18 protein-coding genes are annotated in these 21783 nt (G+C 59.0%); 16 read left to right on the top strand and 2 right to left on the bottom strand.

Annotation, left to right across the window (positions count from 1 at the left end; genetic code table 11):
- Positions 1-1177: 1177 nt before the first annotated feature.
- The 15 genes from NMAG_RS03640 (at position 1178) to NMAG_RS03575 (ending at position 17387) form a co-directional block, all read left to right on the top strand.
- Positions 1178-1846: a CIS tube protein gene (locus tag NMAG_RS03640; protein ID WP_004216538.1), complete on the top strand. Its 669-nt coding sequence runs from the start codon at positions 1178-1180 to the stop codon at positions 1844-1846.
- 72 nt (positions 1847-1918) lie between these two features.
- The gene (locus tag NMAG_RS03635; protein WP_004216537.1) at positions 1919-2944 is read left to right on the top strand and encodes a phage late control D family protein; all 1026 of its coding nucleotides are present in this window, start codon (positions 1919-1921) and stop codon (positions 2942-2944) included.
- Positions 2941-3687, top strand: coding sequence for a phage baseplate assembly protein V (locus NMAG_RS03630; RefSeq protein ID WP_004216536.1), 747 nt, complete (start codon positions 2941-2943; stop codon positions 3685-3687). The genes NMAG_RS03635 and NMAG_RS03630 overlap by 4 nt, the downstream gene beginning before the upstream one ends.
- 2 nt (positions 3688-3689) lie before the next feature.
- On the top strand, positions 3690-3980 hold the full coding sequence (locus NMAG_RS03625) for a PAAR domain-containing protein (RefSeq protein ID WP_004216535.1): 291 nt from the start codon (positions 3690-3692) through the stop codon (positions 3978-3980).
- A gap of 2 nt (positions 3981-3982) precedes the next feature.
- Positions 3983-4381: a GPW/gp25 family protein gene (locus tag NMAG_RS03620; RefSeq protein WP_004216534.1), complete on the top strand. Its 399-nt coding sequence runs from the start codon at positions 3983-3985 to the stop codon at positions 4379-4381.
- Positions 4382-4495: 114 nt separating this feature from the next.
- Positions 4496-7801 carry a putative baseplate assembly protein gene (locus NMAG_RS03615; RefSeq protein WP_004216533.1) on the top strand — a complete coding sequence of 1102 codons (3306 nt, stop codon included), beginning with the start codon at positions 4496-4498 and terminating at the stop codon, positions 7799-7801.
- Positions 7802-7805: 4 nt separating this feature from the next.
- Complete coding sequence (locus tag NMAG_RS03610) at positions 7806-9755, top strand: putative baseplate assembly protein (RefSeq protein ID WP_004216532.1); 1950 nt, start codon at positions 7806-7808, stop codon at positions 9753-9755.
- A complete protein-coding gene (locus tag NMAG_RS03605; RefSeq protein ID WP_012996413.1) occupies positions 9752-11935 on the top strand; it encodes a phage tail protein in 2184 nt (727 codons plus the stop codon). Before NMAG_RS03610 ends, NMAG_RS03605 begins: the two co-directional genes overlap by 4 nt.
- Before the next feature lie 249 nt (positions 11936-12184).
- Positions 12185-13429 carry a hypothetical protein gene (locus NMAG_RS03600; RefSeq protein ID WP_012996412.1) on the top strand — a complete coding sequence of 415 codons (1245 nt, stop codon included), beginning with the start codon at positions 12185-12187 and terminating at the stop codon, positions 13427-13429.
- A 277-nt stretch (positions 13430-13706) separates the two neighbouring features.
- Positions 13707-15464, top strand: a complete 1758-nt coding sequence (locus tag NMAG_RS03595; RefSeq protein WP_004216527.1) for a phage tail sheath family protein — start codon at positions 13707-13709, stop codon at positions 15462-15464.
- A gap of 48 nt (positions 15465-15512) precedes the next feature.
- On the top strand, positions 15513-15965 hold the full coding sequence (locus tag NMAG_RS03590) for a phage tail protein (RefSeq protein ID WP_004216526.1): 453 nt from the start codon (positions 15513-15515) through the stop codon (positions 15963-15965).
- Complete coding sequence (locus NMAG_RS21935; protein ID WP_004216525.1) at positions 15962-16114, top strand: hypothetical protein; 153 nt, start codon at positions 15962-15964, stop codon at positions 16112-16114. Before NMAG_RS03590 ends, NMAG_RS21935 begins: the two co-directional genes overlap by 4 nt.
- Entirely contained in the window at positions 16111-16641 is a 531-nt protein-coding gene (locus NMAG_RS03585; protein ID WP_004216524.1) for a hypothetical protein, read from the top strand. Before NMAG_RS21935 ends, NMAG_RS03585 begins: the two co-directional genes overlap by 4 nt.
- Positions 16638-16895, top strand: coding sequence for a DUF6760 family protein (locus tag NMAG_RS03580; RefSeq protein WP_004216523.1), 258 nt, complete (start codon positions 16638-16640; stop codon positions 16893-16895). The genes NMAG_RS03585 and NMAG_RS03580 overlap by 4 nt, the downstream gene beginning before the upstream one ends.
- A gap of 39 nt (positions 16896-16934) precedes the next feature.
- Entirely contained in the window at positions 16935-17387 is a 453-nt protein-coding gene (locus tag NMAG_RS03575; RefSeq protein ID WP_004216522.1) for a phage tail protein, read from the top strand.
- A 37-nt stretch (positions 17388-17424) separates the two neighbouring features.
- Here NMAG_RS03575 and NMAG_RS03570 read toward each other — a convergent pair whose 3' ends face one another.
- Together NMAG_RS03570 and NMAG_RS03565 are read right to left on the bottom strand one after the other, a co-directional pair.
- Positions 17425-18084 (bottom strand): DUF4255 domain-containing protein, encoded by a 660-nt coding sequence (locus tag NMAG_RS03570; protein WP_004216521.1) that lies wholly within the window; start codon positions 18082-18084, stop codon positions 17425-17427.
- Between the two features lie 30 nt (positions 18085-18114).
- A complete protein-coding gene (locus NMAG_RS03565) occupies positions 18115-20292 on the bottom strand; it encodes an ATP-binding protein (RefSeq protein WP_012996411.1) in 2178 nt (725 codons plus the stop codon).
- Between the two features lie 118 nt (positions 20293-20410).
- Here NMAG_RS03565 and NMAG_RS03560 point away from each other — a divergent pair, with 118 nt between their 5' ends.
- A complete protein-coding gene (locus NMAG_RS03560; RefSeq protein ID WP_012996410.1) occupies positions 20411-21781 on the top strand; it encodes an eCIS core domain-containing protein in 1371 nt (456 codons plus the stop codon).
- Positions 21782-21783: the final 2 nt, after the last annotated feature.

Genomic DNA, 21783 nt, shown 5'->3' with positions numbered 1-21783 from the left:
TCCGTTCGTCGGGAGCGGGCTCTCCGTCGGTTACTCGTACGGCGACAGTTCCCAGTACGGTCGGGTCCGGAATCCGAATCCTTCGAACGCAGTCGACGGACCGTGACGTCTTGGGCGGCTCGAGCACGGGAGGGACGGACCGACGACCATCGAGTGACGAGTCGTTTCTCGTTCCCCGGGTGAGCAGCGTCGCAAGCGAACAATCGCCGAGCAACTCGCAACTTCAACATCAGGACTACCATCAGAACTACCAGCAGCAATCCTCGTTCGAACGGACAGCGATCGATACAGGCTTCGAATCGATCCCGAAGAACGATGAGACCGCGACCGCACCGAGGGTTGCAGACTCGTCGCCGTCGCTTACGGCCCCGAGACGAGTTCAAACGACTGGCGGGGAACGGGTAGCCAAACCAGCAGAAATCAATAGTGGAGATAATATAAATAAATATAAATCCTCTCAATTGGAAAGTAGTATAGACGAGTCGATGGTTGGGACAGTCAGTTCGCATACTGATCGGCCCGCTCTCGTCTATCGAGCCCAGCAACCGATCGACACTACCGGCGGCGAACAGCAGTCTCGTCGCGGTGGCGGTGGGGAGGCTGCGTCGGCACACGTCGACGCACCCCTGACCGGCGAACGGAAGCAGAAAAACGCGTTACGATCCCAATCGGGTCCGCGATCCGGTGACAGCGCGGCCGCGACACGGAGCAGGCCGAACGGAAAGCGGGCGGACCAGCGTGTCCAGAACCGTCGGACAGCGAACTCGCAACGTCCCGACACGTCGGAACAATCCAGACGCGGACGACGACACGACCCGGTCACGAATCGATCGGCGATCGAAGGGAACTCGAGTCCCGAATCGGGACGGCCATTCCCTCACGAGGACCGTCGTTCCGAAGGCATCGATCAGACTGGTGGGCCGCCACCAGCGATGTCGTCAGCCAGACCGGTTGACGACTCTCGCGATAGACACCGGAGTCACATCGATCAGGCACACGGAGCGCCGGCCCACCACTCCACCGATGATCACAGAGCACAGCTACGTCGAACAAAGAGCAGCGTCCAGTTGCCAGGCGAATCGCTCCGATATGAGGCAGACGTCGATCGTGTCGTCGAACGTCTTCATCGGAAACTCGAGCGACGAAAGCGAATCGAACGTGAACGAAGAGGTCAGCAATGACGAACGGAAAACTAGAGAAGGCCCAGATTACGATCCTCAACGGGAAAAAGCAAGGTGAAACGATCGAGTGTCGATTCAATCCAAGTTCGTACGCACTCGAAAAGAGTGTCAACTACGGCGAGATGAAAGCGACCGGATCGGGAGCGTCGATCATGCAGTTTGTCGACGGAAATGCGGAGACGCTATCGATGGAGTTGTTTTTCGACACGACGAACGAACTCGGCTCCGATGACGCATCGTCCGAAGATCTCGACGTCCGTGAACGGTATACGAACGCGATCGATTACTTGCTGACCGTCGACGGTGAACTTCACGCCCCGCCGGTCTGTCGGTTCGTGTGGGGAGATGGGATCGATTTCACCGCGTTGGTCCAACGCGCGAACAAGCAGTTTACGAAGTTCCTGCCCAGCGGGATCCCGATACGGGCTCGTGTGTCGATCGTCTTCAAAGAGTACAAAACAGCAGACTATCATAAGTCGGTGGTTTCCCCGGAGTCGACGGACAAGACGAAAGTCTGGACGGTAGCCGAAGGAGATACGCTCTGGTTAATCGCCGACGAGGAGTACAGTGATCCATCACATTGGCGAACGATCGCGGATCAGAATGACATCGACAACCCCCGGGCGATCGAGCCAGGAGACAAGCTTGAGTTGCCACCACTGTAGTATGATCGAGTACATCCCACACCGAGCAGCTCGAGCGACGGCGCGTGTCGTGTCGAGAGAGGTGACCGAAACGTGAGCTACGACATCGACAACCATCCCCGGTATTCGCCGCGGTTCGAAGTAGTGATCGGCGACCAACGGTTCCAGGAACCGGGGGGTCGGATTGCCGATCTCGTCGTCGAGACATCGTTCGACGGAGCGGATCGGTTCTCGTTCGGTCTCAACTTCCCGTTCGACGAAGAACTCGACGAGTTCGCCGGGCTGTCCTGGGACGAGTTCGAGGTCGGGACCGACGTGGAAATCGCCATGGGGTACGGTGACGAGGGCGAGTTGACACCGCTTCTGTCGGGAAAGATTCAATCGATTACCGGTGAATTCACTGTCGAACACGGTCCCGAAGTGCAGGTTTCGGGATATGGACTGCTGTGGGAAGCGATGCAAGGATCCCGGTCGGATTCGTGGGAGAAAGCGACTATCGGGGAGGCCGTCGAAGACGTGCTTTCGGCGTACCCGTTCTCGACAGTCGAAGTCGAGAGTGCAAACATCGAACGCAAAAAATTGATTCAAAACGGATGTAGCGACTATCGATTCGTCCACGACCTCGCAGCAACGTACGGGTTCGAGTTCTACGCCGAGCGGTCGACGGTGAAGTTCGTTCCCCGGTCGTCGGCAGTCTCGGACGAGCCGGTCGTTGAGCTGTGGTACGGCGAGGATCTGCACGACTTCACCGGCGAGATATCTCACCGTCGGGACACACACGAGGTCGAGGTCAGGTCGTGGGACGTCGAACAGAAAGAAGAGATCGTCGAAACGGCGGGCAGTTCCGATGCGAAACACAAGGAGGTATTCTGTGTGCCAGCGATGTCACCCAACGAAGCCGAGCGAATTGCAGAGACGAAGCTCAACCAGTTTTCCGACGAGGTCGTCCAGGGGTACGGTGAAGCGGATGGGATTCCCGAGATACGTGCGGGAGAAACGATCGAACTTGTCGAACTCGGTGACCGGTTCTCTGGACACTACCACGTGACGAGGGCGACTCATCGGATGGGAGCAGCCGGCTATCGAACGACCTTCGAAGCAGTGGAGGTGGGCTCATGAGCCAACCCGGATTTTTCGATGGCGAAACGTCGGACGGCGGGATGCAAGGCGTCGTCGTCGGTATCGTTACCGACAACGAAGATCCGAAGGGACTCGGGCGCGTCAAACTGCAGTTCCCCTGGCGAGACGCCGACGACGAGAGTTACTGGGCCCGTATCGCGACGCCGATGGCCGGCAACGAATACGGCTCGTATTTCTTGCCGGAAGTCGACGACGAGGTATTGGTCGCGTTCGAGAACGGCGATATCCATCGGCCGTACGTCGTCGGATCGCTGTGGAACGGGAAACAGGAACCGCCACAACAAAACGACGGCGACAACGACGTTCGCGAGATTCGGACCCGGAGCGAACACCGGATCACCTTCGACGACGACAGAGACGGCGACGGAGGAAGTGTGACGATCCAGACCAGTGAGGGTCACGAGATCGTTATCGATGACGATGACGGACGAGAGACGATCGCGATCCGTGACGACAGCGACACGAACCGAATCGTCCTCAATTCGTCGGACGACTCCGTCGTGGTCGATGCCGGCGATACGCTGGAACTCTCCGCAAAGAACGTAAAGATCGATGGCGACAAGAGCGTCGAGATTACCGGTGGCACGACGGTCGACGTCAAGAGTAAAAATACCGTGGACATCTCCGGGAAAGCGAACGTCGATATCGATAGTGGTGGCATCATGAGTGTCGACTCGACGGGACCGCTTACGATCAAAGGCGCCATTATCCGACTTAACTAACCATGAAACCAGCAGCAAGAACAGGTGACGGGACCGCTCACGGAACACCATTGGCAGGAACGGGTAGTCCGAACGTGTTCATCGGGAACCGACCGGCATGGCGGGCGATCAGCGACGTCCACAGTTGTCCGCTGGCCTCCGGCGTGGTACCACACGTCGGTGGCCCGGTCGTCGACGGAAGTACAACTGTCCTGATAAACAATATGCCGGCAGCGAGACTGGGGGATACGATCATCGAAAACGGACCCCCAAACAAGATCGTTTCCGGGTGTCCAACAGTCCTCATCGAGTAACCATGGCTGAAGAGTTTCTCGGAACCGGGTGGCAGTATCCAGTCACGACCGACCACCGCGGCAACATCGAAACATCTGACGCGGAGGAAGACATTCGTGAATCGATCAAGATCATCCTGGGAACTGCAAAAGGAGAACGCGTCATGCGACCCGAGTTCGGCTGTGATATCCACGATCACGTCTACTCGGCTGTGTCTCCAGCGACGCTGAATCTCATCGAAAGCAGCGTCCACGAGGCGCTGGTTCGGTGGGAACCACGCATCGACATCGAAGACGTCAACGCATCGATTGCGAGTGACGATCCCAACAGAATCCTGATCGAGATCAACTACTACGTTCGCACGACGAACAGCCTCTCGAACATGGTATACCCGTTCCACACCACCGAAGGTGACGGATGAACGACGACAGCAGGACGACACAACAGCGGTGGAATCGGCGAACAGTCCACAGAATCAGTGTTCCGATAACCGACGTCCGATGAATCGAGATTCCGTTGCTCACGAGCAGACAATATGAATGGAACCGAACCAATTATTGACGACCGAAGTCAGGAAGAGATCTACGAGACGCTTCGCCAGCGGGCACGCACATATACCGAAACGTGGGATCCGGAGTCAGGCGACGTCGGCCAGACGCTCGTTCGGATCTTCTCGTCGTTCGAAGCCGACGTATGGAACCGCCTCAACGAGGTCCCGGAAAAACACTTGCTCGGCTTTCTGGATGCGCTGGACTTCGATCGGCGACCCCCGCAAGCAGCTCGTGTTCCGCTTTCGTTTGACGTCTCCAGAGATCTCGATCGAAACGTGCCAATCCCCGGGGGAACGACCGCTATCGCGGATCCGACGGACGGAGAGGCACAACAGTTCGAACTTCCACAGGAGGCCGGGTTCGAAGCCACACCTGCGTCGCTTACCGACATCGTCGCGGTCGATCCGACCGCCGACGCGATCGTCGATCACGACACTTTGCTGGAGAACGAACAGACACGGCTGTTCGACGGCGAGCTGATACAGTCCCATGCACTCTATCTCGAGAACGAATCCGCACTCAATGTAGCCGCTGGATCGACATTTACCGTCAGAGTCGATTCGCAGTCGGATCCCGAACCGATCTTCGAAGAGACGATCTGGGAGTATTACGGTGAAAACGAGGACGGAGAACACGGATGGCACCCCCTCAAGCGCGTCGTAGACGACACACCGATGTCCGACGACGGCGGTGTGAAAGCCCTGCAAGAACAGCTACAGGCAAACTCCAGTACTGGGGACGACGATTCACGCACCCGTGACGGCGTTGCCGAACAGCGATTTCGGCTGCCCGGAGAACCGACGATCCACGAGGTAAACGGGACTGAGGGGCGGTGGCTGCGCTGTTCGCTACGCGACGGGACGGCTGTCCCGACGTGGACTGTTCGTTCGATATCGATACAGGTGACGAGCAGCGATCGGGAGACCGATTCGGAGACGGGTCTCGACCCGGATATGCTGCTGTCGAACGACGTCCCGGTCGCGCTCGACGACGAACGATTGCACCCGTTCGGACGGGTCCCACACCCTCCGGTGACGTTTTTCGTCGCTTGCGAGGAGGCGTTTACCAAGCCCGGTGGGACAGTCGAACTCGAGTTTACACCGCCGGCCGAATCCGAATCCGAGACCCCGCAGGACTCGAGTTCGTCGGCCACCAGTGGCCGGGATGGAGACGATGGAGTTGGTGTGACAGACAGTGACGCGATGGCGGACGCGTTACCCCATCTCGACGAAGAGACGAACGTGAATAGAGGAGTTCTGGACGGACCACCCGAAGTCTCCTGGGAGTACTGGAACGGAAACGGGTGGATGCGGTTGGATTCCGTCGCAGACGAGACCGAGGCATTACGACACCCCGGTCGTGTTCAGTTCGAGGTGCCGTCGGATATCGAGCCGACGACAGTTGCAGGTCACGACAACGTCTGGATCCGTGCACGCCTCGTCAGCGGGACGTACGACCGGCCGTCGATCGAAGATTCCGATGGACCGCTGTCGACGTCTTTCACAACGAGGCCCGATCCACCGGTTTACGGCGATGTTATCGTCGAGTACGAGCACCTCGACCTCTCGTTCAATACGATCGTCCGGCAGAACAACGGCGCATACAGTGACGACCTGACGAAACGAGAGTGGAGTTTCGATCCGTTCGTCTCGCTCCCCGACGACGCGCAGACGGTGTATTTCGGGTTCGACCGACGACTGGAAAACGGTCCGATAAGTCTCTTTTTCGTGATCGACGACGCCACGTATCCACAACAGTTCGATCCAGGCGTCCAGTGGGAGTATTGTACTGTGGACAACGAGCCGACCTGGAACCAGATGGATGTTCGCGATCAGACCGCCGGTCTGACCGAGCGAGGCATGGTCATGCTGACGTTTCCGACCCCAACGACGGAGGCTGAACTGTTCGGTCGACAACGTCACTGGATCAGGGCACGGCTGACGAAAGACGAGTTTAGGACCCACCTCGATGTCGAGGACGAAGCCGTTGCGTTCCAGTCGGAAGGCGGGAAGATCGGTAAGGGTTCCGTCACCGATCGAGATCGAGGGACGACCACCCGCGCCCGTACCCACGACAGCCAGTCGTCAATCCCGGCGAACATGACGACAGAACAAACGACGCTTCCCCCCATTCTTTCAGGACTCTATCCCAATACGCAATGGGCGCACAACAAAATCACCGTCGAGGACGAGATACTCGGTTCGAGCGACGGATCCCACGAACAGTCGTTCGCCTGCTCGCACGCACCAGTGATAGACATCGATCTCTGGGTGGACGCACTAGATACCATGTCGGCGGGCGAGCGACGACGACTCCTGAACGAACGGCCGGCAGACGTCAACCGAGAATACGACTCTCGTGGTGAACTGAAGGCGTTCTGGGTTCGATGGAACGCCGTCGACGACTTTCTCGAGTCGGGACCACAGGATCGCCACTACGTCATCAACCGGACGCTGGGGACAGTTCAGTTCGGTGACGGTGACAACGGCAAGATTCCACCGAGCGGTCAGGACAACATCAAGGCGACGTATACGACTGGCGGCGGTAGCGATGGAAACGTCGGTCCGTGGACGATTACCGATCTCAAGAGTTCTATCGCACTGGTCGATACCGTGACGAATCCGACGGCGGCCAACGGCGGGACTGACGTCGAATCGACGGATACGCTCGTCTCGCGATCGACGAACCGCTTCCGACATCGTGGGCGGGCAGTAACACCACGCGATTACGAGCAGGTAGCAAAAGGCGAGTTTCCGGAACTCGCTCGAGTGTCCTGCGTGACCGATGCCGAGAACTGCATAACCGTCTATATCGTTCCGGACGCACAGCGGGAAAAGCCCGTGCCGTCGATGGAATTGAAACACGACGTTCGTCAGACGCTGTACGAACGTGCGCCAGCAACGCTGGTTTCGGATACAGACCGCGATATCGTCGTTCGCGGTCCAAGTTACAGTGAACTCACCGTCCAGGCAACGGTCCGAGCGAGCAGTGTCAAGAGTGTTTCCCTGCTGAAATCGACCATCGAAGACCGACTCGACGAGTTCGTCCATCCATTGACGGGAAACAACGGTAATGGATGGGAGTTCGGAACACTTCCATCACGGAAATCGCTCGCCGACGTCGTTACCGGCGTCGATGCTGTCGAGGGGGTGTCGAACTTCGACGCGACGATCACGGTCAACGAGGAACGGCGGTCGATCACCGATCAGCAGCGAGTCGAAACGCTGCCGAAAAACACGCTGGTCTGTCACGGGTCACACGAGCTCAGCATCACCATGACGGAGGACTAACGCGATGGGACTTGATTTACCCGAACTGGACGACAGGGAGTACGAAGCGTTACTCGATCAGGCGAAAAAGCTGATTCCAGCGTACTCCGACGAGTGGACGGATTTCAACCCGCACGATCCCGGCATAACGATTCTGGAAGTCCTCGCGTGGCTGACCGAGACCCACACCTATCAACTCGATCAGATTACCGAAGAACACCGCAAGAAGTACCTCCAGTTACTCGGGTATCGACAACGACCGCCGGAGTCGGCGACGGCGACGATCAGGTTCGACGTTCCCGAACGGTTCGCAGGGACGCGGCTCCCAGCGGATACCAAACTGAGCGTAACCGATGGTATCGACGAACGGTACCTATTCGAAACGGACAAGCCACTCGTCGTTACGACTGCGTGCGTCGACAGCGTGATCGGCGATTCTGGCGCTGTGAGCAACCACAGTGAGGCAAACGCCGCATCAGGAACGTACTATCGGCCGTTCGGCCGTCGCGTCGAAGCAGACGACACCGTGTACATCGGATTCGACCACGACCCCTTCTCGTCGGCAAATCGACTCTCCCTTCACGTCGATTATCACGACGAGGACCTGCCAGCGCCCTCGGCGGTGGCGGACGAACAGCACCCACCGTTCGAGCCGTCGGTCGAACTCGCGTGGGAACACCACTGTGACGGCAGTTGGGAACGGCTGGCCGTTTCCACGGACAACACCAACTCGCTCTATCGATCTGGTATCATCGAACTCGTTGCAGACGAATCAGACCTATCGGCAGAACCCAACTCGAGTCTGCCGTCTCTCCCCGACACTGCCACAGCGGCGACGTGGATCCGCTGTCGCGTCGACCGTCCGGGATACGAGATTCCACCACAGCTCGACGGCATTCGAACGAACGTCGTTACCGCGACCCACGCAGTCAGCGTCGACCACGAACGATTGGTGCCCGTGTCCGCTGAATCCGAGTCAGTAACCGACTCACAGTTCGACAATCAGACGTATCGATTCGCGAACAGTCCCGTTCTTTCCGCGACGGTCTACGTCGACGGCGAACGGTACACGGAGGTGCCCAACTTCGATGCGTCCGGTCCTGAGGACTGTCACTACGTGCTCGACCGGCCGGCAGGCCGCGTCACGTTCGGCGACGGATTCAACGGTGCCGTTCCGCCGACAAATACGACGGTCAGCGCAGAGTACGTCTACGGTGGCGGTGAACGCGGCAACGTCTCGGCAGCAGCAAACTGGCAACTCGACGATCCTGGGGAGGCGTTCGATGCCGAACACGCTGCGAGGGAAATCGACATCACCCCGCTTGGGCCCGCCACTGGCGGCACGGACGGCGAGACCGTTACGGAGGCACTACACCGTGTCAGGCGGAACCTCGATCGCCCTGCTCGTGCAGTGACCACAGCGGATTATCGCCGTCTCGCGGCACGAACACCTGGTCTCAGGATCGGACGGACGCACGTCGCGGTCGACAGCGGACGAGCCACCGTGATCGTCGTTCCATACGCACCGGCGGACATTCCGAGTCCAGAACCAAGTGTGGCGTTTCTCGATACCGTTCGGGAGTATCTCCGGGAGCGGACGTTATTGACTGACCGGGTTCACGTCACCGGTCCACAGTACGTCCGACTCGAAATCACAGTAAGCGGCGAGGTTCGACAGCAGTACGCACCGAGCGGGTTCGAGTCGGCGATAACCGATGCTGTCGAGTCGTATCTCCACCCACTCCACGGATTTAACGGGAACGGGTGGCCGCTTGGCCGCCCGCTCGAACGTGAGGCGTTACGCAACGTGATCGAGGGCGTCGATGCGGTTGCACGGGTGTCGGACCTTTCGATCACTGCACACGGTGGGACGCCGAACGACGACCGAGTGAGGATAGACGAGATGGGACTGTTTTCGCTCGAACGTGTGACCGTCGATATGCACCCATCTACCCAGCGAGGTGATCGACTGTGACGTTTTCGTATACAGTGACGACGAGCGAGACTGGGTGGAAAGACTGGGTCGCACGAAACACCCAGATCACTGACGGGGGAATCACCCTGACAGAGACGACCGCGATCCGTTCACAGACGATCGGTGACGATATCGTCGACGTTTCCGTGGATCCAACCGGCACCCTCTACATTCTCACGACGGACGGCGGATTGTACCAGTACGATATGACGACCGAGACACGTGAACTGGTGATCGACAGAACGTCCCGCCACCGCTGGGCGCCGCAATCGATCGCAACTGCAGGGTCACGTGTGTTCGTTACTCACGAGTCAGGAGAGATCACGGCCGTCATTCCCGAAATGCGGCGTGAAACCAAGGCGATAGAGGTTCCAGTAGACACGCCGTCCGCAAGTACGTACGGCTGCGGTGCATTGCATGTGGTCGACGATGCGGAGACACTCGTCTCGATTCGCGGAGCCAAGCAAGAAACGAACCAGTCGCCGGGGACGACAGTCGACGTGACGACTGTAACGGACGGGTTAGTGGTACTGACCGCGACAGACGATGGATACGGACTCTGGAGAAACGAGCTCGACCGCAGTGACACCGATGGTGACGGACCACGACTCTCCGAAACGCTCATCGCCGCGGACCATCAGTTCACGCCGACGGCGATAACGGGTACAGTGGAGTCACTCGTCCTCGCCGGCGTCGTCGAAAATCGGAACGAGTACGCCCTCTTTGAGTACAAGCCGGGAACGAAGAAACTGACTCGACTCGAAACGATCGACAGCGACGGACCGATCGAGACGCTGATCGGTACCGAATCCGAAGACGGAATGCGGTCGTTCTACGCAATCGATACGCACAACCGATGTCTGGCACTGACCGAACGAACCGAATACCTCGAGCGGGCCGATCGGAACAAACACACCGGAATCGCGATGACACGATACGACTCCGAAACCGAACAACTCGAGTGGCATCGACTGGCCGTCGATCTCGCTCGTTTTCCGGCAAACACCAGAATCAAAATTCGCTATTACGCGACGGACGACCCATTGTTGCCGCTCGAAACACCAGCTTCAGAGGGAGAGGCAACACCAGACACCTCCGGAGTCGGTGCTGATGAAACCGCTCTATCCGACGAATCGTCGGACTGGTGGGCACCGCTTCGGTCCGCGGACGTCTGCAGGTCATTGCAGGCGACTGGCATCAGTTCCGGGCTTGAACTGGCACGGTCCAATCCCGAAACGATTACCACCCACGACGAGTCACTATCGTCGAAGACCGTCCGAGAGTGGCAACGAACCGCGTTCAACGCGCTCGAAATACACGCCGAATCCGAATGGACAGTCGCCGAAGGCGACGAGAGTCCAGACATCCTACTACACGACGCTGTCGGCCGATATCTGTACGTCGCACTCGAACTGATCGGGACACCAACGGCGTCACCGCTCGTCGACACCGTGACGGCGTACTGTCCCCGACAGTCGTATCTTCGGTACATGCCTGAACTGTATCAGGACGACAAGAGATCAGCGGCGTTTCTTGAACGGTTTCTGTCGGTTTTCGAGACGTCGTTTGTCGACATCCAGTCCGAGATCGACGGGATCACCAAATATTTCGACCCACACGGTGCCCCGAGCGACTCGCTCGAGTGGCTCGAAGACTGGCTCGCCGCTGACGAGTACCGCGAGTGGCCCGAAAGCGCACGACGGGAATATCTGGCACGGGCTCCCGAACTCTACAAAAAACGGGGGACACGTGCAGGACTGCGAGAAATGATCGAACTCTATCTCCGCCACGCAACGGACAAAGCGGTGCGTGACTCGAGCGGTGCAGCGGGAGAAACGGCGACTGGCTACCGCCTGTTCTTCCTCGAGCCGGAAGACGTCGAATTGGGAACTGACGGTGTCTCCGACAGCAGCTACGACTCGCTGGTTCCAACGGATCGATCGGTTGCCGTCTTCTGTGGCCCGTTCGAATCCGCTGTCCACGAAGAAGCAATCGAGACCATCATCGAGACTGAAACGCCCGCACACGTCGACGCGCGAGTTCACGTTGTCGATGATGAGTTCGAACTCGGACGGGCGACGTTCCTCGGAGTCAACACGCGCCTCGGAACCGAGTCGTTCTCACTCGGTGATGCGACGCTCGGACGAGACACGTACCTGGGTGGCACTAATAAGGGATAGCGGAGCGAGAATCGAGTTCGTTAGGCCGGGGTTTAGCCATACAATTTCACATTGACATCAGATTCGGTTCCCACACCCTTCCACAACTGACGCACGGTCGATAACTTCGGAAACGAGATACTTGCAGGTATACCGAAACCGACGACCATCGACCCGTCTCAGAGCCGGGGCGGTTCCCATCCCTATCACGGTGAATTATATATACGAAGTTTTTAATAAAACGGAGAACAACAGCAAGGATAGACGGAGATGAACGACCCATCACGCGAATTTTCGAGCTCGGAGGGGAGTCTCTCTCAATTCACCAAAAACCGCTTCTTTAAGGGGAAACTGATGACGCCCCGAATCATGGAGATCGATCGATCGTATCACAGCGAACGGTTGCAGACGCTCAACCGCTATATTACCGGTTCGGGCGTCGTTTCGGGGCTAGACATCGAGTCGTTCGAACCGACGAGTGACGGGATCGAAATAACGCTGACGCCGGGACTCGCACTCGATGGACGCGGTCGTCCGATCGTCGTCGAACAGATGACGACGACATCGCTGCCGGACGCCTCGTCGGACGAACTCCACCTGTTCATCCAGTACAACGAAGTGCCGGTCGAGACCGTACCAGTACCGGATACTGACGGGGCAATCGAAGACGATGCCGTGCCAAACCGAGTCGTCGAAACGTTCGAACTCACCTCCCGAGAGAACCCACCGGAGACGTCGGCAGTTACCGAAGCGATCGACCTCTCCGAGCTGAAATCGGCCGACCGTGATGCGACGTCGTTCGCACAGGAATTGACCAACCGGTACCACGAGCACCACGGGAGCGATTCGGCGTCCGAGTCCGATCCAGCCGTCTATCTCGGCGGATACGAACGCACATCCGACGGGTCGTGGTCCGAAATTACTGACAGGGGCGCACGCCCGTACGTGTACGATCACGAACTGCTCTTTAGCCTGCTCGCCCAGCATCTCACGGACACCGATAATCCCCACGAGACGCCGGTTCATGAACCCGTTGACCCAAATCCCGACATCGGCGACATTGAGGATCGACTCGCCGATCTGGAGACGTCGCTACACGCCCTCGAGCAAGAACGTGATACGTTTGCTCGGTATACGCTCCGAAAGACGATCAAGGATCGTGCCAGGTATTTTGCCACGCTTGGCGACCGTATCGAAGAGCATCACGGTGAAAGTAGCCGAGTAGCACGGGAGATCGTTCGGGTTTCCGACAGCGAACTGGCTGACAGCGAAAACGTCCACACCCAGTACACCCAGCAACTGTCGGAGCTGCTCCCGTATCTCATCGAAATTGGCGATCTGCTCGACGGTGTTGTCACCGAACGCTCACTCGAGCGGTATCTCCGGGCCGTCTCGCAGTTGCAATCGTCGCTCAAATCCGACGCCGATTTGATCGACTTAATCGATGCGGACGATCGGGTCTGTGAAACTGTCGATTCGTTCGACGTCCTCGTCAACGTCGTCCCCGACGCCTGATGCAGTCTGTTGGCGTTCTTTATCGGATATTTCCGGTCTCATCCGGCCGATCACCGATAACACGCTACGACGTTCGTATGAGTTCATCCCTCCCACGTCAAACGAACGACCACAGCTACTCCCGAAACCTCACCTCTCCCGGTCGCGATGATTGATTTTCATTATATATTTCCAACACATTCATGATCTGTAATGTGTTATCCTGTTGTACGTACCGTAAAATATATTAATATAATGTTCTACTAATGTAACGTAGCACGTCTCGAAGAGGATATAAATGCCAGAGTATCAAGCACCCGGAGTTTACGTCGAAGAACAAAGCACCGGAAGCAAATCAGTCGAAGGTGTAAGTACTAGTACTGCAGGATTTCTGGGACAGACGGTTCGTGGACCGGTCGAACCACAGCTCATCACGAGCTACAACGAATTCGAACGCATCTATGGATCGAGTCCCAAAGAGTCGAACCTAGACGTCTCAGTCAACGGCTTCTTCAAAAACGGAGGGAGTCGCTGCTACGTCGCTCGAGTTACTGCAGCCGATCCCAACGACGTCGCGACGAGAACGTTGATCGACGACGACAAAAACGGTGTCGTCGAACTCGAGGCGAACGGTCCGGGCGACTGGGGGTCGAACGTCGCCGTGATTGTTCGTGACGGCCAACATCCGGACCAGTTCGATATAATCGTCCGATACTGGTCGTGCGACCGAACGGAAGTGATGGATCCCGACGGTAATCGGCCCGAACCTTCACCGGACGTCGAGGAGGTGTTTGACGGACTGTCGACGGATCCGAAATCCAGTCAGTTCCACGAAAAACAACTGGCGAGTTCTGTGTTAGTCAACATCGAGTATCTCGACGATGGCCGACCGAAAAACGGACTCGTCTGGTTGAGCCGAGATGACCACGAAATCCGCACTGATGGTGGTACCGTGGCAGTTGACCACGAGGACGTGCTGCACATTCCGGAAGATTTGGACGAACTCGACGAAGACGAACTGGAAGCACTCGCCGAACCCGTCGACATCGATGCAGATCCATCGTCGGATGAATTCATCGATACACTCGAACAGATTCGAGACGGGGAGCGCGAGGTCGACATGGAAGTCGTTACCGAACTACCCGAGCAGGCAGAACCGGAGTCCGGATTCGAGTCCGAATCCGAATCCGACTCCGACGGTGAAGTGACACTCAACGACTACGAAGGTGTCAATAAACCCGACCTCCGAACCGGTCTGGCAGCGTTCGAAGCGATCGACGAGATTTCCATCGTCTGCGCTCCGGACGAAAACGACGTGCAGGGACTAACCGACGCCATCGTTGCTCACTGTGAAAACATGGGTGACCGGTTCGCTATCCTGCAGTCTCCGCAAAATCCCGGCCCGGTGTCAGAAATGGAGACGCCAGTAGACTCCTCCTACGCGGGGTACTACTACCCCTGGCTCTCGGTTCTCGATCCGGTTACCAATCGTGAAAAGCTGGCTCCGCCGGGCGGCCACATCGCGGGGATCTATTCCCGAAGCGACGTCGACCACGGCGTACACAAGGCCCCTGCGAACGAACCGCTACGGGGAATTGTCGGCTTGCAACGTGACATCACGAAGGGAGAACAGGATGTCCTCAACCCGAAAGGCGTCAACTGTATCCGGAGCTTTCAGGGGCGTGGCATCCGCGTCTGGGGTGCTCGCACCTGTTCCAGCGATCCGGAATGGAAGTATATCAACGTTCGCCGCCTGTTTCTCTACATCGAGCAGTCGCTCGAAGAGGGAACGCAGTGGGCGGTGTTCGAACCGAACGACGAAGATCTGTGGGCTCGTATCCGCCAGTCTACCGAGAAGTTCCTCAAAACGGTCTGGCGAGAAGGTGGTCTACAGGGATCGACCGCTGACGAGGCGTTTTTCGTCCGCTGTGGCGAGGAGACGATGACCCAGGACGACATCGACAACGGTCGGTTGATCGTCGAAATCGGTATTGCACCAGTCAAACCGGCGGAGTTCGTCGTGTTCCGAATCGCACAGGACACCGAAACCGCCTGATCGTATCGTTGTAGAACCACACCCAGACGACCATAACACACAACACCTATGCCAGAACACGGACCCCTACCAAGCACGGAATTCAAAGTTGAGCTCGACGGCGCTGAAGTTCCCGGTTTCCTCGAAGTCAAACTGCCAAAGAAGGAAACCGAGGAGTACGATTACCGCGAGGGTGACGACTCGAAACACACCCGTAAGATGTTCGGTGACGTCCACTACTCGCCGCTCGTCCTCGCCCGCGGTGCCGACGAAGACAACGGTGCCCTCAACGACTGGCTGAAGGCCGTCGAAGAGGGCAACGCGGACGAAGCGAGAAAAGACATCGCGGTGGTAATCATGGACCAGTCGGGCAATAACGCGATCCGGTACGAGTTCTCCGAAGCCTGGATCCGCGAGTACGAGCCACCGACGCTGAACGCACAAGCAAACGGCGGTGCCGAGGCACTGGCGATCGAGACGTTCACTGTCGAGTTCGAAGAGATGGAGCGCAAGAACCAATGACGAAGCAACCGCTGTCCGGACACGGATACTCCCTCGATCACACCTGGTACGGTGACGAGTGTCGCATCGACAGTGAGGGGTATCTTCACACCGGCAGCGCCAGCTCACACGTCAGCAACATCACAATCACGCACATCCGATACGAATGAGCGAGCAACCACTCCAGACCGAATTCGAGTTCACTCTCCCTCGAGGGTACGTTGACGACGACGGGACGCTGCACAAAGAGGGTCGAATGCGGCTTGCGACGGCCGCCGATGAGATCCAACCGCTTCAGGATCCGAAGGTACAGTCGAATCAATCGTACCTGACGATCACACTACTCGCGAGAGTCGTGACGGAACTCGGCACGCTCGAGACGGTCGACCGGAGCGTCATCGAGAACCTGTTCGTCACCGATCTGGAGCATCTTCAGGCGATGTACGAACGGGTCAACAACCGCGGCCGAAACACCGTCGCGACCGGTTGTCCGGAGTGTGGACACGAGTTCGAGGCCGACGTGCTGACCGGCAGACCCCACATGTCAGCGGAGGAGTCGGCAGTCGAGTCGCCGGCTGCACCAGCCGGTGACGACGTTGAGATGGAGTTCGAAGCGCCGACCGTCGACGACACGGACGACACGGACGACGGGGACGGCGAGACGGGTGAGCTGGCGTCGGGAAATCCGACCGAGTGATACAGCTGTACGATCGGGAGACGCTCTACAAAGAGGTCGCGTTCGTCGCCTATCACTTCGGCTGGAGCCACGACGAGGTACTCACGCTCCCACACTGGGAGCGACACCGGTGGTGTGAAGAGATCAGCAAGATCAACGAACGGATGAACGACGGCCACTCTCCGTCACCGCAGTTTGAGGAGAGCCACTCCGGAAGCATCCTGGGGGACGACGGCGAGGGGACCATCCTCCGGAACTCCCTGGAGGACCTCTAGCCCGCTTTCACTCCTCTCACGCTCACAGAATCACATACTATGACGTACACAGATCAGAGCGACCCATACACACAGTTCAATTTCGAAGTACAGGTCGACGGCGAACCGGTCGCCGGCTTCTCGGAGATCTCCGGCATCACGATGCAACTGGAGACCGTCCAGTACCGAGAAGGCGGCGTCAACGACCACGTCCACTCGCTGCCGGGGACGTTTTCGCACGCGAATCTCGTGATGGAACGCGGGATGACCGAAGATGCGACGTTCTGGCAGTGGATCGAGGAGGTGATGAGCGGTACCGTGACGCGGAAAGACGTCGTCATCAAACTGCAGGAGGATTTCCAGGGACAGAGCGTCTGGGGCTGGGAGTTTACCGGTGCCTATCCGACCCGATGGCAGGGGCCCGACCTCATCGGTGCGAAAAACCGGATGGCGTTCGAATCGATCGAGTTGACCTATCAGCGGTTCGAAACGGTGTCGGGACTCCCGGAATAGTCACACCAGATATCGAATCAGCACAACTCGTCGCCTGCTACGAGTTACCAGGTATGTCGAGACGATCCGGCGTCTCATCGGTATCGGCTCCGTCTGTGTGACGCCCGACGCGAGTTTCCCGTTCATCGACACGCGTGAACTCTTCCTCGTTCAACGATTGGATCACGACCGGCGCAACCTCGATGGCGGCGGTCGGGCGATAGCTCGCACCCTCGAACTGAGCCCACAGCGATAGCATCTCGTCGAGTGGTTCGTCGACGAACGTTATCGTGAGCGACTCGTTCTGATACAGCGCCGCCGGCGAGTCGTTCGGATCGAGCTGCTGGTTGTCGTGAAGAATTTGCAACGCAGCACCCAGACTCGTCCCCCGCTCGAGAGGTCCCGATCGTCCGTCACCACTCTCCGCTCGCGTCTCATCGTGATCAGTATAGGCGATCAGTAGATACCGCACCGAAAGCGTCAGCGGCGGATCGGAGCGGGTCGTGCCGGTCACTTGCTTGACCGCCGTTCCGGCCCGATTGTCCGTCGCAATCCGGTACGGATACACTGCGAGTTCGAGCCCGGAGAGCGAATCGACCGCATCAGGAGCAACTGCTTCGATCCCGGACGGATCGAGTGGCGTTGCCGCTTCCGCCGCGTGCTCCCGCAAAAGTTCGACGATCGCCGTCGTCACGTCGGCTATGGCGCTGTACGTCATCGGTTCGGGTATTGTCGGTGATGGCGCTTGTCAGTTCTCATCGTGGCGAATCCGGTGGCGTTGTTGCTGTTGTTCTCGTTCGGTCGGTCCCTGGAGATACTCGAGATACGGTTCGAAGTCACGATCCTGAATACGACTGTTCCGATCTCGTTTGTACTGTTCGAGCGCTTCGACGACGTGTCGCATCGTGATCGTCTCGGCGTCGGCCTCGGCAGCGTAGATCGCGATGTGTTTCGCGAGTTTGTCGATCGTCCCGCCGCTGTACTCGAAGTCGGCGAGCCACTCGGTGTCGATGTTCTCGACGGGCATCGACGGTGGGAAAATCGACTCCCAGATCGCCCGTCGTGTCGCTGCGTCGGGTTTCTCGAAGCGGATCGTATGCGTGATACGCCGGGAAAAGGCGGTATCGATGTTCTGTGCGTAGTTGGTCGTCAACACGATGATGCCGTCGTAGTGTTCGATCCGCTGGAGCAGGTAGTTCACTTCGACGTTCGCGTACCGGTCGGTCGCGTCGGAAACTTCCGCCCGGTCGCCGAAGATGGAGTCGGCCTCGTCAAACAGCAGGATCGCGTTCGACTGCTCGGCTGCCTGGAAGATCTCCTCGAGATTCTCCTCGGTTTCGCCGATGTACTTCGAGACGACCGACGAGAGGTCGATCTTGTAGACATCCATCCCGACTTCCTTTGCCAGCACCTCGGCGGCCATCGTCTTCCCGGTCCCCGGCAGTCCCTTGAACAGGGCGACCACGCCCGCGTTCTTGTCGCGGTCGCGAAACCCCCAGTCGTCGTAGATACGCCCACGGTTCGTGACGTGGGCCTCGAGGGTCTCGAGTTGGCGTCTCGTCTCGTCGCCGAGTTTGATGTCGTCCCACGACAGGTCGGGCTCGACGTGCTGTGCCAGGTCCTCGAGTGCGTCGGAGGACTGGGCGCGACAGCCGGCGCGTATGTCGTCGACGGTCGGCCCGCCGTCGGCAGCCAGCGTTCGAGCTGTCGTCAGCGCCGCCTCCAGCTGTCCCTGGGTCAGATCGAACGTGCTCGCCAGCCGTTCCGGATCGATATCCGCCGCGAACTGGTCAGCCCGGTCCGCCCAGAATTCCCGTCGCTGTGCGATAGTCGGTCGCGAAAACGACTGGATCGCGTCCAGCGTTCGGTCCCGCCGGTTCGACGGCGTCCACGACTCTCGGCCGACGACGTAGAGGTCGGTCTCGAGGTCGCCGACGCGATGGACGATCGCCTCGAGTGATTGATCCGCGTCGGCAGCAGCCTGGTCGGCGTGGTGGAGGACGAGCGGCAGGCCGAGCAGTCGCGCCTCGCGGACGACCGCATCGAGGGCGTCGGCTGCGAGGACCGCCCGCAGGTCGGCCCGAAGCAGCCGGTCGCTCTCACAGACGGCTTCCACAGCACGGTGCATTCCGGCTCCCTCCGGGCCATGGACGTAGACGCGCCGTCCCCGGCCATCGGGATCGGGCAGGGCCTCCAGATCCGCCCGACACTCCGGGGCTATCAGCAGGTCCTCGAGGGACGCGTCTGCGTCTGCGATCGTCAGTGGCTGGTCCCGGATTCGGGTCTCGCGCTCGAGGTGTGTCTGTAGTGCCGAATCGACGCCGTCGCTGCCCAGCAGGTACGACCGAATTCGGTCCTTGACGGCGACGACCGCATCGAGTATTGACGCCGACGGGTCGTCGGGACGTTCGAGCGTGACGAGGGTGGCTTCGACAAGCGGTGATTCATCGAAGAGCAGCCTGACAGCGCTGGCAAACGCCGCGGGCGAGTCGGCAAACAGGTCGGCACAGAGACCGACCGTCGGACGCGTAGTAGACCGTTCATCGGTCAGGCCGGTCATTGAATCGGTGACGCCGGGGTCGAGGTCGGGCAACAGCGCCACGACCAGCACATCACGATGCGGTGGCTGCAGGTCGAACGTGTCGACGAGGTTCCGAAGGCGAAGTTCGACACCCTGTTCGTGGGCTGCGTTACACTTGCGCTCGATACGGTCTCGTCGCTCCCGAAACCGATCACGGTCTCGTTCTGGAAGTGCGTACTCGAAAGTAGCGGCCGACGCGACCGGCTCGCCGACCCCGTCGGCTTCGTCCATCGATAGCCCGTCCCGAGCGAACCGTGACGTGGCACGCTCGTGAAACGCCTCCAGACGCGCGTTCGCAAGCTCGCATTCTTCGAGGAGATGCTCGAGTGTGTCGTAGTAGGGCACCAGTATCTATCCTGTTACCCACCAATACAAAATATATTTTGGGAGAGGCGACTAGTATTTTGAGCCAACTGCTTAGATACCAACATTTATAGCAGAATGAGACGAACGAGAAAGTAAGATGGCATTTCGATCCGCCAGAGCGAACGCCGACGAGTCGACGGCCGAGAGCCGCGATTCGGCGACTGCGTGGCGAGACGCCACCGATTCCACCGGCTCCCCTGCCGCGCCCCAGACAGCCGCTGCGAGGGATCACTCGTCCGCGCCAGTCGACGCCCTCGAGGTCGACCCAACCAAGTCCCAGCGAGCAACGTTACAGCGCGCGGCCAAAGAGTACGGCCACGCCGACACCCACCAGTGGGCTACCGAAGGGATGCCCACCGAGGCAATGGGCACACCCAGCGAGATGGCGGCTTTCCGCGAGCGCCAGCAGGACCGGCCGTCCGAAGTTCCCCACGATATCGAACAGCAAACCGAAGCCTCGCTGCATCGCAACAAAGCTGCCCACCGTGATCACGAACCCGCAGGCGAGGCCAGCGTCCCCGATTCAGTGCGAGCGGTCGTCTCCGAACCCGGCCAGCAACTCGAGGGCGAGGTCAAAGCCGGCCTCGAGGGGCGATTAGACGCCTCGTTAGATCACGTCCAGATTCACACGGGACCGACGGCCCAGCAGGCCTGCGAAGAGGTCAACGCCCGCGCGTTCGCGGTCGGCAACCACATCGCGTTCGGTCCGGGCGAGTACGATCCGTCCTCACCAGAGGGGCAGCATCTCATCGCTCACGAGGTCGTCCACACGCTGCAGCAACCCGACGCTCCCATCTCGATGATGCCCAAAACCGAAGTCGAGATGGAGGTCGACCCCGATCCGGCCGCCGAACGCGAGGCCGACGAGATCGCCGGCCAGGTCATGCGCGGCTGGGAGGCCGGTCTCGAGGGTGAGATGGCCGACACCGAAATCCACGTCCAGCGATTTACGGGGCCCATCGCCGATATCGGCAGTACTGTGGCAAGTTTCGCGAAGGTCAACCATGACGCACAGAAAGCAGCTCAGGAGGACAAAGCCGACAGCTACGCCCAGATGGGGGCCACTGAGGGCAATATTGAAGAACGCGTCGAAAATCTCGAGAACCAAGTATCTACGCTCGGCGAGTACGTCTCCGAACAGATCCGGCCCGCCTCGACCAAACGACAGATGGTCACCGAAGCCGGGAAGGACGCCCTCTCGAGTGGGGCCGGGTTGGCGACTGGCGCGGGGATTGCCGCGTTAGGGCTGGCAGGCCCGCTGGGGGCGATTGCCGGCGCGGCGCTGGCTGGGGCTGCCACCAAAGGGATGCTGGACACGAGCTCTGCCGTCAGCCAGACTGCTGAGCAAGTCACCCCCGATTGGCTAGACGAGTGGGGTGACTCCGTTACAGATCGCCTACCGGGCTGGCTCGGTGGCCGGGATGAGGATGATGACGAGTGGGAAGCGAGTAACAAGACGGACTTCTAAGT

It is taken from the genome of Natrialba magadii ATCC 43099 (assembly GCF_000025625.1).
Lineage (GTDB): Archaea > Halobacteriota > Halobacteria > Halobacteriales > Natrialbaceae > Natrialba > Natrialba magadii.
The sequence above is the reverse complement of the archived record's forward strand: the minus strand, read 5'-3'. Positions and strand labels throughout refer to the sequence as shown.